This window comes from Planctomycetota bacterium (assembly GCA_035574235.1).
Lineage (GTDB): Bacteria > Planctomycetota > MHYJ01 > MHYJ01 > JACPRB01 > DATLZA01.
Genome location: DATLZA010000025.1, coordinates 1 through 15019, shown reverse-complemented (window position 1 = coordinate 15019; position 15019 = coordinate 1). Strand labels below are relative to the sequence as shown.

The following is a 15019-nucleotide window of genomic DNA, read 5'->3' as shown; positions in this document are numbered from 1 at the left end:
CAGTATCGGGACGAGCCCTCCACGGGCCGCGAGCTGGACGGAGAGAACTACCAGATCGGGCTTGTGGACATCACGGACACGCCCTACCCGGAGACCGTCGCCGCCGTCCGGTCGGCGGGGGGTTCGCTGTACGCCGTCCGCCCGCGCTGAGGCTACTTCCGGAACGCGGGATCGTCGGGGTTTCCCTTCGCGGCGAGGAAGGCCACCAGATCGAGGATCTCGTCGCGCTCGAGCGTCGAAAGGAGCCCCGACGGCATGGGCGAGAGGTCCGAGGGAACCACCCGCTCGACGTCGGCCTTGCGGACCGCCACCGTCTTTCCGGGTTCCTGGAGGTTTTCGGCCACGTGGAGCGTGTCGGCGTCGCGCCGCACGACCATGCCGGTCACGCGGCGGCCGTCCTTGAGGAGGATCCGGACCACGCGGTACTCGTCCTTGATCCGCGCCGAAGGCTCCAGGATCTGCCGCAGGAGCTCCGCGCCGCGGTACTCGTCCGCCGCGCGGCTGAGATCCGCGCCGACATGGGCGCCTTCCCCGCGGACGTTGTGGCATTGCGCGCAGCCGGCGACCTCGAAGAGGCGCTTGCCGCGTTCGAAGTCCCGGCCCCGAAGGGGAGCGTCGAAGGCGCCCTTGAAGTCGTCCATCGTCCACATCCGGACGAACTTGCGCGCGGCCGCGGGGGCGGGCCGGGCGGCGGGGTCGAGAAGCTCCGCGGCCGTGTAGAAGCCGGCGCGGCTCCGGGTCGCCTCGCGCACCTGGCGGACGCGGGCGGGGGAGACCGGCGGCGCCTCGTTGCCGAACGAATTCCGGACGTACGTGAGGACCGCGGCCACTTCCTCGTCGGAAAGCAGTCCGGCGAAGGGCGTCATGGGGGTCGTGCCCGGGTAGATCTTCCCGTTCAGCTCCAGGGGGCCGATCATGCCGTGGAGCGTGAGCTTGATGAGCCGCTCTTCGTCGCCCGTCACCCAGGGGCTGCCCGCGAGCGGAGGGAATCCCGAAAGCTCCAGACCCTGGCCGTCCGGCTGATGGCAGGTTCCGCAGTGGCCCTCGCGGGCGTAGATTTCGGCGCCCCGGAGGTAGAGGGAGCGCGCCGTTCCCTTGAGGCGGGCCGGCGCCTGGACGGCCGGAGTTTCCTGGAGGGATTCGTTGCGCAGATGGGCGCGGGCGGTGCGGAGCGGATCGCGGATCCAGGGGTCCGAAGCCGATTCGGCGGGCACCGCGTCGAGCACCTGAAGGCCCGCCTCGCGGCTCATCCAGGAGGCCGCCGCGATCGCCTCGAGGCGCACCCGTCCGTGCGGATCGCGGGCGGCGCGGACGAGAAGCTCCACGGCGTCGGCGACGCGGGAGACGTTGTAGCGAAGAACGCGCACGGCGGCGGCGCGGACGCGCGGGTCCTTGGATTCGAGCAGCCGGCGCAGAAGCGCTTCGTCCACGCGGTTGAAGCCCCAGGTGACCCACAGGGCTTCCAGAAGATGGTGCTCGAAGTTCGGTTCGGACGGACGCAGCCCCTCGATCCAGCGCGCCAGCGCGGGAAGGACCTCCTCGGGGCGGCGGCCGCGCAGCTCGCGCCGCGTGCGGTAGCGCGCGCGGTACTCGGGAAGCTTGAGGTTTTCGAGGAGCTGCGGGATCGGCGCGCCGTGGACGGGCGGCGGCGTGAGAAGGGGCTTGGCGGGATACGTGATGCGGTAGATACGGCCGTGGGTGTGATCGCGGTTCGGGTCGCGGGCGCTGTGCTGCATGTGCCCGATCAGGGGGTTGTGCCAATCGACGAGGAAGAGCGATCCGTCCGGGGCGAACTCGAGATCGACCGGCCGGAAGTTCGGGTCGCTGGAGACCACGAGGTCCTGTCGCCACCGGAGGCGGTACCCCGTGCCCTCCTCGATGACGCGATGCTGCTTGGTTCCCAGGAATCCGATCGTGTTGTTGAGGAGGAGATCCCCCTGGACCTCGTCGGGGAAGTGGCGGCTGCTGACGAATTCGAGGCCGGATGTGGGCCGCACGCGGTGGGAGGGCTCGAGGAGGTCGGCGCTCCCGGGCGTGGCCACGCCGTAGCGGGGCCGGATGGAGCCGGGGAGCATCCACTCGAGATTGGGTCCGGACGTGTGCAGGAAGAAATGCTGGCCCCAGTCGTCGAAGGCGACGCCCCAGGGATTGGGGATCGAAAGCTGGGCGTGGCGCTCGAGGTGACGGCGGCGCGGGTCGAAGCGGAAGAAGCCGCCGTCGGTGCCGCGGACGGGGCCGTACGGGGTTTCGACGCTCGTGCGGAGAAAGACCCCTTCGCACATGAAAATCGCGCCCGAGGGATCGGCGCAGAAGGCGCTGATCGCGTGATGGGTGTCGTGGTCGTCGAAGCCGCTCAGGACGACTTCGCGGACGTCCGCGCGGTCGTCGCCGTCGGTGTCCTTGAGCAGAAGGAGGTCGCGGCCCTGGGAGACGTAGACGCCTTCGGGCGCGAACTCGAAGCCCAGAGGCAGGTTGAGCTTGTCGGCGAAGACCGTTTCCCGGTCCGCGCGGCCGTCGCCGTCGGTGTCCTCGAGAATGAGCAGTTTGTCGTCCGGCAGAGGGTCGCCGGGCCGCCAGTGGGGGTAGCTCGGCATCACCGCCACCCAGAGTCGGCCCTTGTTGTCGAACGAGATCTGGACGGGCTTGGCCAGGCGGGGAAATTCCTTCTCGCTCGCCCAGAGCTCGATCTTGTAGCCGGGCGCCGTGCGGAGGGTGGCCCGCGCGTCCTCGCCGTAGAGGAACTTGATCGGGCGTTTGAAGTTCGTTTCGACGGGCGGGAGCGGCCGCGTTTGGGCGTCCAGGGCGGCGACGTCGAGGGTTTCTCCCTTGAGGGCGGCCCAGATGGCCCGGTCGCGGATTTCGGTCATCTGGCGGACCTTTTCGATCTCGAAGGGGTAGTTGGCGGGTCCGTAGGGGTTGTGGCGGCGGCCGTAGGCGTGGACGCCGTTGGGGATCTTGAAGTCGTTGAGCCAGCACCAGTCCTTGTCGAGGACGGCGCGGCGGACGCGCTCGCGGCGGTCTTCAGCGGGCGCGGGTCCGGGGCCGAAGAGGCGCTCCGCGAGGAACGCGGCGAGCTTCCGGTCGCCTTGTTCGTTGAGGAGGACGCCGTCGATCGTGAGGGGCGCCCGGGATTCCCGGTACCAGGTCTGGGAGGCGTGAAACGCGTCGAGGAAGGGGACGCCGTGCCGGCGGGCGACGGCTTCCAGGACGGAGGTGTAGGCGGCCAGCACGGGGTTCTGGGCCTTGCCGTCGGGGACGTCCATCGTGGCGGAGAGATCCTGGATGGCCGTCGGGGAGACCAGGACCAGGCGCGGCGGGACGGCGCCGTTGTACTTCTGGGCCAGGGTGTGGCGGACGAACGCGTCGAGTTCCTCGCGGAAGGGCTCGAGGCCCGCCATGCCCTGGAAGGATTCGTTGAAGCCGAAGAACGCGATGAGGACGTCGGCCTTGAGGAGGGCGAGCCACTCTTCGTCGGAGGGGAAGAATCCTTCGCCGGGGGCCAGGCGTCCTTCGGCGTAGCGGAGGGCGAACTTTTCGGCGCCGGGAAAGCCGAGCTGGTTTTTGCGGGCGGAGTGGGGGCGGAAGCTGGGGGTGGCGCCTTCGTCGCACATGTTGCGGACCACGAGGCGGTGCTCGGGGTGACGCAGGTGGAGCTCCGTCTCGAAGTTTCCGAAGTGGATCATGCGCGCGCCGGGGCCGCCGCCGATCAGGACGATGCGGGCGCCGGGTTCGAGGCGCAGGGGGGCCGGCGAGGGATCGCTTTGAGGCCGGAAGGCCAGGGGCGCGAGGACGGCGAGGGCGGCCAGACGCATCATGACGGGCTCCTCATGGGATCGGTTCGACCGCGGAACGGTCGTCTAAGGTAATATCGCGACGGCCCGCTTTGTGACCGTTCCCGGCACCGAAGCGCGGAATCGCGGGGGAGCTCCGGCTTCGGCCCTTCGCTTCATAATACAAGGGAACCCCGGGGTTGCGGCTCAGGGCTCGCGATTTCGGGGCGGAAAAGGCCGCGCCCGGGGGCCGGCCGGCACGCGCGCGAGGGCGAGGAGCGGCGAATCCCGAAAAACGAGGGGTTGCAGAGGGAGCTTGGGACTTTGGACGTCGCGTCCTGGTCCCTGTACCATAACGGGGAAGCATGGTGCCCGACGCCGAGCTGGTGGCGGCCGCACGGGCGGGAGACGCCGGGAGCCTCGGAGCGTTGCTCGAGCGCCACCGAGGACGGCTGGTCGCGATCGCTCTGTCCTACCTCGGCCACGGTCCTCAGGTCGAAGACGCCGTTCAGGAGGCGTGCCTGCGGGCGATGACCCGTCTCCATACGCTGCGGGACCCCCTCCTCGCGCGCCCGTGGCTCGAGGAGATCCAGCGCAATGTCTGCCGAATGGCCCTCCGGGAGCGGCGGCAGGCCGAGGTCGCGCTCTCGGGGATTTCCGTGCCGCGTGGGGATCCGGAAAGGGCAATCGAGGAGGAGCTCGACGGCCGATTGCTCGGCGGCTGGATCCGCCGCGCCCTCTCCCGGCTGCCGGCGGACCTGTGCGCGACGGCGCTCCTGCGCCACTTCGGGACGTTCGACTCCTATGAGGAGATCGCGCGGATTCTTGGGGTCCCCGTGGGGACGGTTCGCAGCCGGCTGGCCGAGGTCCGCCGGCGCCTGAGCGAAGCGCTGGCGAGCGAGGCTGCCGCTCGCCACGGCGCAGGGGACCGCGACGCGGAAGCCCGCGCCCGGCACGACGGGGAGCTTTTGGCCCGGCTTCATTTCGGCGCGCGCGACGCCTTCCTGAGGCGCTTCTCTTCGGACCTCGAGCTCCGCTTAGAAGGCCGCTGGTATCGCGGGCGGGAGCGGCTGGAGCTCGAAGTGGATGGCGACCTTCGCGCCGGGACGAAGTATTTTCCGGTGCGCGCCTTGGGAAGCGGTCCGGTCTCGGTTCTGGAGTTCCGGATCGAAAATCCCCCCGACAACCCCTTCCGCTGTCCTCCGGCCGGCTCATTGGTTTACATCCACCGCGGGCAGGCCGTGGCCCGGGCGTTCGTGTACATGGCGGCGCGCCCTTCCGCCTCGGAACGCCGCGCGATCATGGAAAAGACGCGCTAGACGCAACTCCTTGGGTTTCGGTGCTCTGGAAACGCCCGGCTTCGAACTTTAAAGTCTCCCTCCGCATCCAGCCTGATAAAGGACAATGGCGAGGAGACTTGGTATGAAGGCATTCGTTCGCCTGGCGGCGGTGACGCTGGCCGCCGGCTGTGCTCCCCTTCCGGAGGGGAGGTACGAGGGCTTGGGACACCACACGCGTGCGATCTCGACCCGGTCGCCGGCCGCGCAGGCCTGGTTCGACCAGGGGCTCAATTTCCTGTTCGCGTTCAACCACGACGAGGCCATCCGCTCGTTCGAGCGCGCGGCGGCGCTCGATCCGGAGTGCGCGATGGCCTGGTGGGGCATCTCGTTCGCGCACGGGCCGCACATCAACAATCCCGCGCTTCCGCCCGAGCGGGCGCGCGAGGCATGGAAGGCGCTGACCCGGGCGCGCGAGCTCGCTCCGAAGGCCGACCCGGTCGAGCGCGACCTGATCGAAGCCCTGGGCCGGCGCTACGCCGATCCCCCGCCGGAGGACCGCGCCCCGCTGGACCAGGCCTTCGCGGAGGCGATGGGGGCGCTTCGGAAGAAGTATCCGGCCGACGCGGACATCGGGGCCCTCGCGGCCGAGGCGCTCATGGACGTCCACCCGTGGGATCTTTACACTTCGGACGGCCAGCCCAAGGAATGGACCGGGCCGATCGTCCGCCTGCTTGAGGAGGTGCTGGCGCAGTCGCCGAACCATCCCCTGGCGCTGCATCTTTACATCCATGCGGTGGAGGCGTCGTCCGACCCCGGCCGGGCCGTTGCGGCGGCCGATCGCCTGCGCGATTTGACGCCGGGCCTGGGCCACCTGGTCCACATGCCGTCGCATATCGACGTACGGGTGGGGACGTGGGAGAAGGGAGCGAAGGCGAACCTGCGGGCGATCGCGGCGGACGACGCGTACGTCGCGCGCTCGAAGCCTCCCGGCTTCTATCGCATCTACATGTCGCACAACCGCCACATGCTGGCCTTCATCTCCATGATGCGCGGTCAGAGCGCCCAGGCGACCCGTGCGGGCCGCGAGCTTGTGGAGGCGATGCCGGAAGCCTGGCTCCGGGAGTATGCGGCGATCGCGGACGGGTTCCTCGCGACGCCGTACGAGCTCCACATCCGGTTCGGGCGCTGGAACGAGATGCTGGCCGAGCCGGAGCCGCTGGAGATGTTCCCGCTCTCGCGGGCGCTCTGGCGCTATGCGCGGGCGGTGTCGCTCGCGGCGCTCAAGCGCACGGTCGAGGCGCGGGCCGAGCAGAAGGCGTTCCTTGAGGCGCGCGCTCGAGTGCCCAAGGAGGCCTCGTTAGGAAACAACTCGGCGGCGGACCTCCTCGCGGTGGCGGAGGCGGCGCTCGAGGGCGAGATTCTCTACCGGGAGGGCAAGGCGGAACCGGCCTTCGCCGCCCTTCGGGAGGCGGTCCGGCGCGAGGACGCGCTCCGATACGACGAGCCTCCCGACTGGATCCAGCCCATCCGTCATGTTCTGGGCGCCGCGCTTCTGCACGCCGGCCGGGCGGCAGAGGCGGAGACGGTCTACCGCGACGATCTCGCGCGGTGGCCGGAAAACGGCTGGTCGCTTCTGGGGCTCTCGCGCAGCCTGCGCGCTCAGGGCAAGGACGCCCGGGACGTCGAGCGGCGCTTCCGAGAGGCCTGGAAGGACGCGGACATCGAGGCGACCTCCTCATGTCTGTGCCTGCCCCTGACGAAGGGAGCCGACGCTGCCCCCGCGCCCCGCTGATGGGGGAAGAGCGTGACGTCTTTCCCCTCGGCGACAGCGGCGCCGGCTTCCGTCAACGGCGAGGATGCAGGGGATCCGCAGGTCTTCTGGAGACCCCGCCGTGGTCGCGTACGTTCAGGCCCGCCGGGCCGAAGGGCGGCGGTGGAAGTGCAGGAGCCCTCCGGGCGGAAAAAGAGCCGGGCCGCCCGGAGGCGGCCCGGCGGATTCAGCGACGTTCGGCGGAGAGGTCAATACTCTTCTTCCTCCTGCCGATATCGGCGGCGCGGACGTTCCTCCCCTTCTTCCTCTTCGCCCCATCGCGCGCGGCCGCCCCGGCGGCCGATTTCGCGCCGGGTCTCGTAGGGGACGGATTCGCCTCCGCGCCGGGCGATCTCGCGCTGCTCTTCGGGCTCCAGGGCGGCGAAGCCCATCGGATGGCGACCGCCCCGGCGGTACTCGCCGCGCTCGAGGGCCTCTTCGGCCTCCTCGCTCTCCCAGCGGGCGCGACCTCCGCGGCGGCCGATCTCCTCGCGCTCCTCGGGGCTGCGCGCCTCCTGGGCGGCATATCCTCCGCGGCGGCCGATCTCGCGGCGCTCTTCGGGCGACCGTTCCTCCTGAGCGGCATAGCCCCCTCGGCGGGCGATCTCGCGCTGCTCTTCGGGGTCCAGGGCGGCGAACCCGCGACGGCCCCGCGGACGGTACTCTTCCTCCTCGCCGCCGTACTCCCGGCCCCAGCGGGCCTCGGCTCCGCGCCGGCCCGCTTCCTCGCGCGACCGCCGGCCGTGCCGGCCTCCGCGCTCCTCTTCTTCCTCTTCCTCGTAATACCGTCTGGGCATAACGCGCTCCTTTCAAAAACCGTTCCGAACGGCGGGAAACTTCAGTCGCGGGAGGCCGCCGTGCCCGAAGACCCTCGACGCACCCTTATGAGCCGCCGCCTTCCCGGGACGTTATGAAAGCCCGCTTCAGGGGGGGCCTGCGAGCTGGCCGAGAAAGGCGGCATTGCGGTCCGCGACGTATCTCTTGAGGGCCTGGACCCGCGCTTCGAACGTTTCGGAGGTCCAGGGCTTGAGCGGATCTTCGTGAGCGGCGGTCCGGATCTGCTCGAGGATGTAATCGACGCGCGCATGGACGCGCTCCGTGGCGAAGGGGCCGGCGATCAGCTCCCGCAGGATCTGGCGGTAACGGGCCATGTGGGCGGGATTCCACAGGACCAGCACGCGCGTGAGCACGCGGTTCTCGAACCCGTGGGTCACCGCCGTTTCGGGACGCCAGAAGCCCTGGTCGCAGTCCCACGGCAGAATCATGTACTTGCCGCTCGCCGGGGACTTGTAGAGATGAATGTTGGCGCTCCGCTCTCCTTCGCGGCCCGCGACGTACTGGTCGCCCTCCCCCAGGAGCGTTTCCGCCGCGATGAGGTTGAGGAAGCTCTCCACGTCGAAGATCTCCGGCACGCGCGCCGCGTCCTCGTGGAGGCGCCGGCACAGCTCCCGGACTCCCTCCGCGTCCGGCGGGAGTTCCTCGATCTCGGGGATCCACATGCGCGGCACGTAGTTGGCGATCGGCTCGGGACCTACCCATAGAAGGTCGTGCATCGTGGCCGACGCCGCCCACCGGTAGAGCTGCTGGACGGGCCGCCCCAGCCGCTTGCGGACGAATTCCTTGCCGACGCGCTCCTCCACTCCGTAAAGCCCCTGGTACCGGCCGTTGACGTAGAGCCGGGCGTGGACGTAGCGGGGGGCGGGGACGCCGCGGGCGGCGTAAACCGGGTACTCCAGCCGCGCCCGCATCATCGTGGAGTCATGGATCATCGCGTCGAGCTTGATCGTGCTGAAGCCGTGAAATTCCCGCGCGGGGAGGAACTCGTCGAATTCCAGGCGCAGGGAGGGCTTCGGGTTGCCGGGGATCCGCGAGCGGTTGCCGCTGGGACGGATGGCGACGTCCGCGTAGAGTTCCCCCTGCCACTCCACGGTTCCCCGGCGCCAGGTGTTGTCGTGGGGATCGGCCACGATCCGGTCCCAGTCCGCCGGATCCATCGTGATCCGCCAGGTGGCCAGAACCCCGTCGTCGAAGGGGTCCGGGCCTCCCCCGGGGGGCGCGGGTCCGGGGCCCAGGACCTGCTGGGCCGGACGCCCTTCCCCTTCGTCCCCGCACGCCGCCAGCAAGGCCAGCAGCGCCACGCTCATCGCGCGTCTCATGGCCGCCTCGCCTCCTCCGTACCGTCCTCTGAGTGACGGTCGAAAGGGCGGGACGTTATCCGGGGCTTTGCATTTCCCGGCGCGCGGTCCTAAAGTAGCCCGCATGCCCGAGACCCTCTCCGGCGTCGTCGAGCGGGTCACGTTCCACAACGAGGAGAACGGCTTCTGCGTCCTGCGCGTCAAGACGCGCGGGGCGCGCGACCTGGCCACGGTGGTGGGGCATGCCCCGAGCGTCGCGCCCGGGGAGTTCGTGGACGCCGAGGGAACGTGGGTCCAGGATCGCGAGCACGGCCGCCAGTTCCGTTCGGAACGGCTTCGGGTCACCCCGCCGGGGACGCTCGAGGGGATCGAAAAGTACCTCGCCTCGGGGATGATCAAGGGCATCGGGCCGCACTTCGCCGCGCGCCTCGTGGCCGCCTTCGGGGAAAAGGTGTTCGACGTCATCGAGCGGGAGCCGCGGCGGCTGCTCGAGGTCGAGGGGATCGGTCCGGTCCGGCAGAAGCGGATCACCGAGGCGTGGGCGGACCAGAAGGTGATCCGCGAGATCATGGTGTTTCTTCAGTCCCACGGGGTGGGGACGGCGCGGGCGGTGCGGATCTACAAAACCTACGGCGCCCGCGCGATCGACGTGGTGCGGGAGAATCCCTATCGGCTCGCGTACGACATCCCCGGGATCGGCTTCAAGACCGCCGATCAGCTGGCCGCGCGGCTGGGGATCGACGCGCGCTCTCCCCAGCGGGCGCGGGCGGGCCTGGCGTGGGCGCTCCAGTCGCTCGGCGAAGAGGGCCATTGCGCGTATCCCACGGAGGAGCTCGTCCGGCGGGCGCGCGAGCTTCTGGGGATTCCCGACGAGGTCCTGCGCCGCGCGCTGGAGGAAGAGCGGGCGGAGGGCCGGCTCGTCGAGCATCCCGTGCGGGGTCGGGCGTGCGTGTATCTGGCCGGGCTCTTTCACGCGGAGGCGGGGGTGGCGGAGTCGCTCCGGCGCCTTCGGGAGGGGCCCCATCCGCTCCGGGGCGCGGACGCGGAGGAGGCGATCGCCCGGGCGGAGCGCGAGGCGGGGCTGGTTCTTTCGGAAGGCCAGAAGGAGGCCATCCGGCGCGCGCTCGGGAGCAAGGTGCTCGTCGTCACGGGCGGCCCGGGGGTCGGCAAGACGACGCTCCTGAATTCGCTCGTTCGGATCTACACGGGGCGGGGGCTGCGGTGCCTGCTGGCGGCGCCCACCGGGCGGGCGGCGCGGAGGCTCTCGGAAGCCACGGGCCTGGAAGCGCGGACGATCCACCGGCTCCTCGAAGTGGACCCGGTGTCGGGCGAGTTCAAGCGGGGACGCTCCCGTCCCCTCGAAGGGGATGTCGTCGTGCTCGACGAAGCGTCGATGGTGGACGTGGTTCTCATGAACCAGCTTCTGCGCGCGGTGCCTTCGTCGGCGGCGCTTCTGGTCGTAGGGGATGCGGATCAGCTGCCGTCGGTCGGTCCGGGCACGGTGCTGCGGGATCTCATCGAATCGGGAGCGGTGCCGGTGGCTCGGCTGACGGAGATTTTCCGCCAGGCGGCGCGCAGCCGGATCGTGACGAACGCCCACCGGATCAACCGGGGACGGATGCCGGTCCTGGAGGCGGGGGGGGAGGGGCTGCAGGATTTTTTCTTCGTCGAGGCGGGCGAGCCGGCGGAGGTCGTGGAGAAAGTGGTGAGGATCGTGCGGGAGCGGATCCCCGCGCGGTTCGGCCTGGACCCCGTGCGGGACGTGCAGGTGCTCACGCCCATGAACCGTTCGGAGGTGGGCGCCCGGGCGCTCAACGAGCGGCTCCAGAGGGAACTCAACCGGACGCCGGGGCCGGCGGTTCTGCGCTTCGGGTTTTCGTACCGGCGGGGGGACAAGGTCATGCAGATCCGCAACAACTACGACAAGGAGGTCTTCAACGGCGACCTGGGGTTCGTGACGGCGATCGACGAGGTCGAGCGCGAGGTGGCGGTGGACTTCGACGGGCGGGAGGTGCGGTACGACTTCGGGGAGCTCGACGAGGTGGTGCCGGCCTACGCCTGCTCGATCCACAAGAGCCAGGGATCGGAGTATCCGGCGGTGGTGATTCCGCTGCACCTTCAGCATTACCGGATGCTTTCGCGGAACGTGCTGTACACGGGGGTGACGCGGGGGCGGCGGCTGGTGGTGCTGGTGGGGTCGCGGCGGGCGCTGGCGCTGGCGGTGCGCCGCACGGATCACGCCGGGAGGATTTCGGGGCTCCGGGAGCGGCTGGCGGGGGCCGGGGTATAGGTCAGCCGCCGAGGGTGCGCCGGAAGAACAGGTACTGGAGCGCGAGCATTCGGGCGCGCTGCTCGAGGTTGGCGGCCGCGCCGTGGCCGCCTTCGATGTTTTCGTAGTAGAGGACGTCGCCGTTTCCCCGCGCTTCGAGAAGCGCAGCCATCTTGCGCGCATGGCCGGGATGGACGCGGTCGTCGCGCGTCGAGGTGATGAAGAGAACGGGCGGGTAGCGGACGCCGGGGCGGACGTTGTGGTAGGGCGAGTAGGAGCGCAGCGCCGCCGCCATGGCGGGATCGTCCGGATCCCCGTATTCGGCCACCCAGCTCCGGCCGGCCAGGAGCCGCGGGTAGCGCAGCATGTCCAGAAGGGGCACCTGGCAGACGACGGCGCCGAAGAGGTCCGGGCGGCGGGTGAGGCACGCGCCCACGAGCAGTCCGCCGTTGGAACCGCCGAGGATTCCGAGGCGCCGGGGTTCGGTCAGGCCGCGGCGCACGAGATCTTCCGCCACCGCCAGGAAGTCCTCGAAAGCGCGCGGCCGGTTTTCCCGCAGGGCCGCCTGGTGCCAGCGCGGGCCGAATTCGCCGCCGCCCCGGATGTTGGCCAGCACGTAGAGTCCGCCGGACTCCAGCCAGGCCTTTCCCAGCGTGCCGAGGTAGGCGGGGGTCTGAGGAATCTCGAAGCCGCCGTACCCGTGCAGGATCGTCGGACGCGGGCCGCGGCCTTCGCGGCCGACCACGAAGTAGGGCACGCGGGTGCCGTCGGCGCTGACGGCTTCGAACTGGTCCACGCGGACGCCGCGGGCGTCGAAGCGTTCGGGGAGGCGCTTGATCGGGCGGGGTTCCCGGGAGGCGCTCTCCAGGACGTAGAGCGTGGAAGGAACCGCGAAGCTTTCGTAGCGCAGGTAGAGGAGGTCGTCGGCGTCGTCGGCGGACACGACGCCCACGGCGCCGTGGTCCGGCAGGGGCACGGCGGCGCGGGACCATCCGGAGGGACCGGGGGCCAGGCGGTAGAGGCGGCCGCGGACGTTCTCGAGGGCCGAGACGTAGAGGGCGCTCCGGGAGCCGGAGACTCCGAGAAGGGAGGTGCGCTCGTCGGGGGCCAGGAGGAGTTCCGCCCGCTCCGGCGGGGCGCCGGCCGGGAGCGCCACGAGCGAGCCGGCGGGGAAGTTCCGGTCGCCCACGCGCCAGGGGCGGCGCAGGAGCCCGAGCAGACGGCCCTGAAAAACGCCGCGGAAGTCGATGTCGGACGGGAAGGGAACCGGAAGGAGCGTGCCGTCGGGCTCGAGAAGGCGGCACTCTTCCTGGAAGAACGAGGGGGCGCGGAGGAGGACGGCGAGGCGTCCTTCGGGGCGGAAGGAGGTGTAGGCGGAGACGGAGACGTCGCTCGGGGCGCCTTCGAAGAGGAGCTCGGCGTCGGCCAGCGGGGCGCCACGCCGCCAGCGGCGGACCTGTCGGGGATAGCCGGAATCGGTCAGGGATCCCGGCCCGAAGTCCGTGCCCACGAGCAGCGTATCGGCGTCGAGCCAGGCGACGCGGGACTTGGCTTCGGGGAGGAAGAAGCCCTCGGGCACGAAGGCGCGGCGGGAGAGATCGAATTCGCGGACGACGCGGGCGTCCTTGCCGCCGCGGGAGAGGAAGACGAGGGCGCGGTCGGAGCCGGGCAGGACGGAGGCGCCCTGCCAGACCCAGTTTTCGTTTTCGCGGCGCGCCAGGGCGTCCAGGTCGAGGAGCGTTTCCCAGGCGGGTTCATCCCGGGCGTATTCCTCGGGGCGGGTGCGTCGCCAGAGTCCGCGGACGTGGTCGGCGTCCTGCCAGAAGTTGTAGACCCAGCCGCTTTCGAGGGACGGCAGGGGGATGCGGTCGCGCGCGGTGAGAATGCGGCGGACGTCCTCCTCGAGGGAGGGGTAGAGGGGATCGTGGGCGAGGCGCCGGAGGGTTTTCTCGTTCCGCTCGCGGACCCAGGCGAGGGCGCGCTCCGAGTCGATTTCCTCGAGCCAGAGGTAGGGGTCCTCGTCGGGTCCCAAGGAGGTCGCCGGAGCCGCGCAGGCGGAGGCCATAAGGAGGGTCAGGGCGAGGGCTTCGGAGAGGCGGGGCTTAACCACACGGGCTGGCGCCGGCGCCGCGGCTTCAGGTCTTACGGCTTTCCGACGAGGAAGAATCCTTCTTCTCGGACTTGGCCGGAGCTTCGGAGGCGTTTCCACCCCCTGAGCGCTTGTAGTCGGTGACGTAGAAGCCGGAGCCTTTGAAGACAAGGCCGGCGCCGATGCCGATGAGACGCCGGGCCTGCTTCTTGCCGCACTTGGGGCATTCCCGAAGTCCCTGGGCGTGCAGGCCTTCGAAGACTTCGAAAGTGTGACGGCACCCGCCGCACTCGTAGTCGTACGTCGGCATAAGACGGCGTCCTCCTTATGACCAGGCCTTTTCCACGGACCGCGAACCTTCCGCAAGTTCCGTACCAGGGCTTGAGGTCGAGGTCGTTTATAAGTTCCTACTTTCTAGCATATTGCAATCGAATCTTTCAAGGGTGAGCGGATCTGTCAGTTTGGCGGGTTGGAGGGCAGGCGGCGGTCAGGGAAGCAGGATGTGGGTTCCCAGGAGGGCCAAGGTGGCCAGGAGCGCCAGGGCCACGATGGCCAGGGCCTCGGGGCGGTAGGGTCGGCCGGGCTGCATGCCATTTTGCATTATAGCCGCTTTTGAGCAATCTGCGTGCCGCGCCGGATTCCGCCGGGAGGCCACGGGCGGGCTTCAGAAACGTGTTCTTTCCGACGCGGAGGGGGCGCGAATTCGGTGGTTCCCCCTCGGCGGATGCGCTACCATGGGGGTTCGCCATGGCCACGTTGGGGCTCTTTCCCGAAGAGCCAAGCCGGCCGCGATCCCCGCTGCGGTGGGCTTTCGCAATCCTTGTGGTCGGTTTCGCCGGGACCACGTTCTTTGCCGTTCTCGAAATCCGCCGTCTGGCCGGGGAGCGGGATCGGGAACGGGCCCGCGTGGCGGAGCTCGAGAAACTGCTGGGCGCGCCGGCGCCGCCGCTCCCCGCGCCGCCTTCGGCGGCGCCCCTGAGCGCGCCGCCCGCGGCGGAACCTTCCGCTCCTGCGCCGCCGGCCGTTTCGCCTTCCCCTCGGGCGCCATCGTCGTCGCCGGAGCCGTCGCGGGCGGACCTGGACCGTCGCGAGGCGCGCGAGCGGCTGGAGCGCGGCATCGAAGAATTGCGCGCCGGCCGGTACGGACCGGCGGAGCTTCATCTCTTCCGCGCCGTGCCGGATTCGTATCTTTACCTCGCTCTGTCGAGTCTGGCGCGGGGCGATCTTCGGGAAGCGGCGGCGTTCCTGGCCCGGGCGCGGGGGGCGGATCCCCGGTGGCTCCGGAGGATCCGGCCCGCCGAGGTCCTCAGTTCCGAGGAGTATGCGCGCCTCCTGGCGGCGCTCGAGGATCGGGTGCGGCAGAATCCGCTGGACGTGGAGGCCAAGACGCTTCTGGCCTACCTTCACTATCACGAGAAGGGGCCGGCCTATGCCAAGGCGCTCCTGCTGGAGGCCGCGGCCGTCCAGCCCGACGATCCGGAGATCCGGGGGTTCCTGGAGGAGCTGGAACGGCCGTAAGCCCGAAGTGGACTGATCAGGGACATCGTTACCACCCCCTCGGGGAGCACCTGATCGCTCTTTCGTACCTGGATTGCCGGGTCATGCGGCGTCTGGTTCGCCTGGCCCACCTCTACCACGAGGCGATCGGTCCCCGGCGCAGCCCTTG

Annotated in this window: 9 protein-coding genes; 4 read left to right on the top strand and 5 right to left on the bottom strand. The window is 70.1% G+C overall.

Annotation, left to right across the window (positions count from 1 at the left end; translation table 11 throughout):
- Nucleotides 1-152: 152 nt before the first annotated feature.
- Complete coding sequence (locus VNO22_02155; GenBank protein HXG60153.1) at nt 153-3815, bottom strand: PVC-type heme-binding CxxCH protein; 3663 nt, start codon at nt 3813-3815, stop codon at nt 153-155.
- Between the two features lie 320 nt (nt 3816-4135).
- Between VNO22_02155 and VNO22_02150 the strand changes: the two genes are divergently transcribed.
- Together VNO22_02150 and VNO22_02145 are read left to right on the top strand one after the other, a co-directional pair.
- Nucleotides 4136-5089 carry an RNA polymerase sigma factor gene (locus VNO22_02150; protein HXG60152.1) on the top strand — a complete coding sequence of 318 codons (954 nt, stop codon included), beginning with the start codon at nt 4136-4138 and terminating at the stop codon, nt 5087-5089.
- Nucleotides 5090-5192: 103 nt separating this feature from the next.
- Nucleotides 5193-6842, top strand: a complete 1650-nt coding sequence (locus VNO22_02145; GenBank protein HXG60151.1) for a hypothetical protein — start codon at nt 5193-5195, stop codon at nt 6840-6842.
- Between the two features lie 227 nt (nt 6843-7069).
- Here VNO22_02145 and VNO22_02140 read toward each other — a convergent pair whose 3' ends face one another.
- Entirely contained in the window at nt 7070-7657 is a 588-nt protein-coding gene (locus VNO22_02140) for a KGG domain-containing protein (GenBank protein ID HXG60150.1), read from the bottom strand.
- A 126-nt stretch (nt 7658-7783) separates the two neighbouring features.
- Complete coding sequence (locus VNO22_02135) at nt 7784-9016, bottom strand: CotH kinase family protein (GenBank protein HXG60149.1); 1233 nt, start codon at nt 9014-9016, stop codon at nt 7784-7786.
- Nucleotides 9017-9119: 103 nt separating this feature from the next.
- Here VNO22_02135 and VNO22_02130 point away from each other — a divergent pair, with 103 nt between their 5' ends.
- Nucleotides 9120-11285 carry an ATP-dependent RecD-like DNA helicase gene (locus VNO22_02130; protein ID HXG60148.1) on the top strand — a complete coding sequence of 722 codons (2166 nt, stop codon included), beginning with the start codon at nt 9120-9122 and terminating at the stop codon, nt 11283-11285.
- Between the two features lies 1 nt (nt 11286).
- On the opposite strand, the gene VNO22_02125 is transcribed toward VNO22_02130, so the two are convergent.
- Nucleotides 11287-13374 carry a prolyl oligopeptidase family serine peptidase gene (locus VNO22_02125; protein ID HXG60147.1) on the bottom strand — a complete coding sequence of 696 codons (2088 nt, stop codon included), beginning with the start codon at nt 13372-13374 and terminating at the stop codon, nt 11287-11289.
- 25 nt (nt 13375-13399) lie between these two features.
- Nucleotides 13400-13663, bottom strand: a complete 264-nt coding sequence (locus VNO22_02120) for an FmdB family zinc ribbon protein (GenBank protein HXG60146.1) — start codon at nt 13661-13663, stop codon at nt 13400-13402.
- A gap of 512 nt (nt 13664-14175) precedes the next feature.
- Here VNO22_02120 and VNO22_02115 point away from each other — a divergent pair.
- Nucleotides 14176-14871: a hypothetical protein gene (locus VNO22_02115; GenBank protein ID HXG60145.1), complete on the top strand. Its 696-nt coding sequence runs from the start codon at nt 14176-14178 to the stop codon at nt 14869-14871.
- Nucleotides 14872-15019 lie beyond the last annotated feature (148 nt).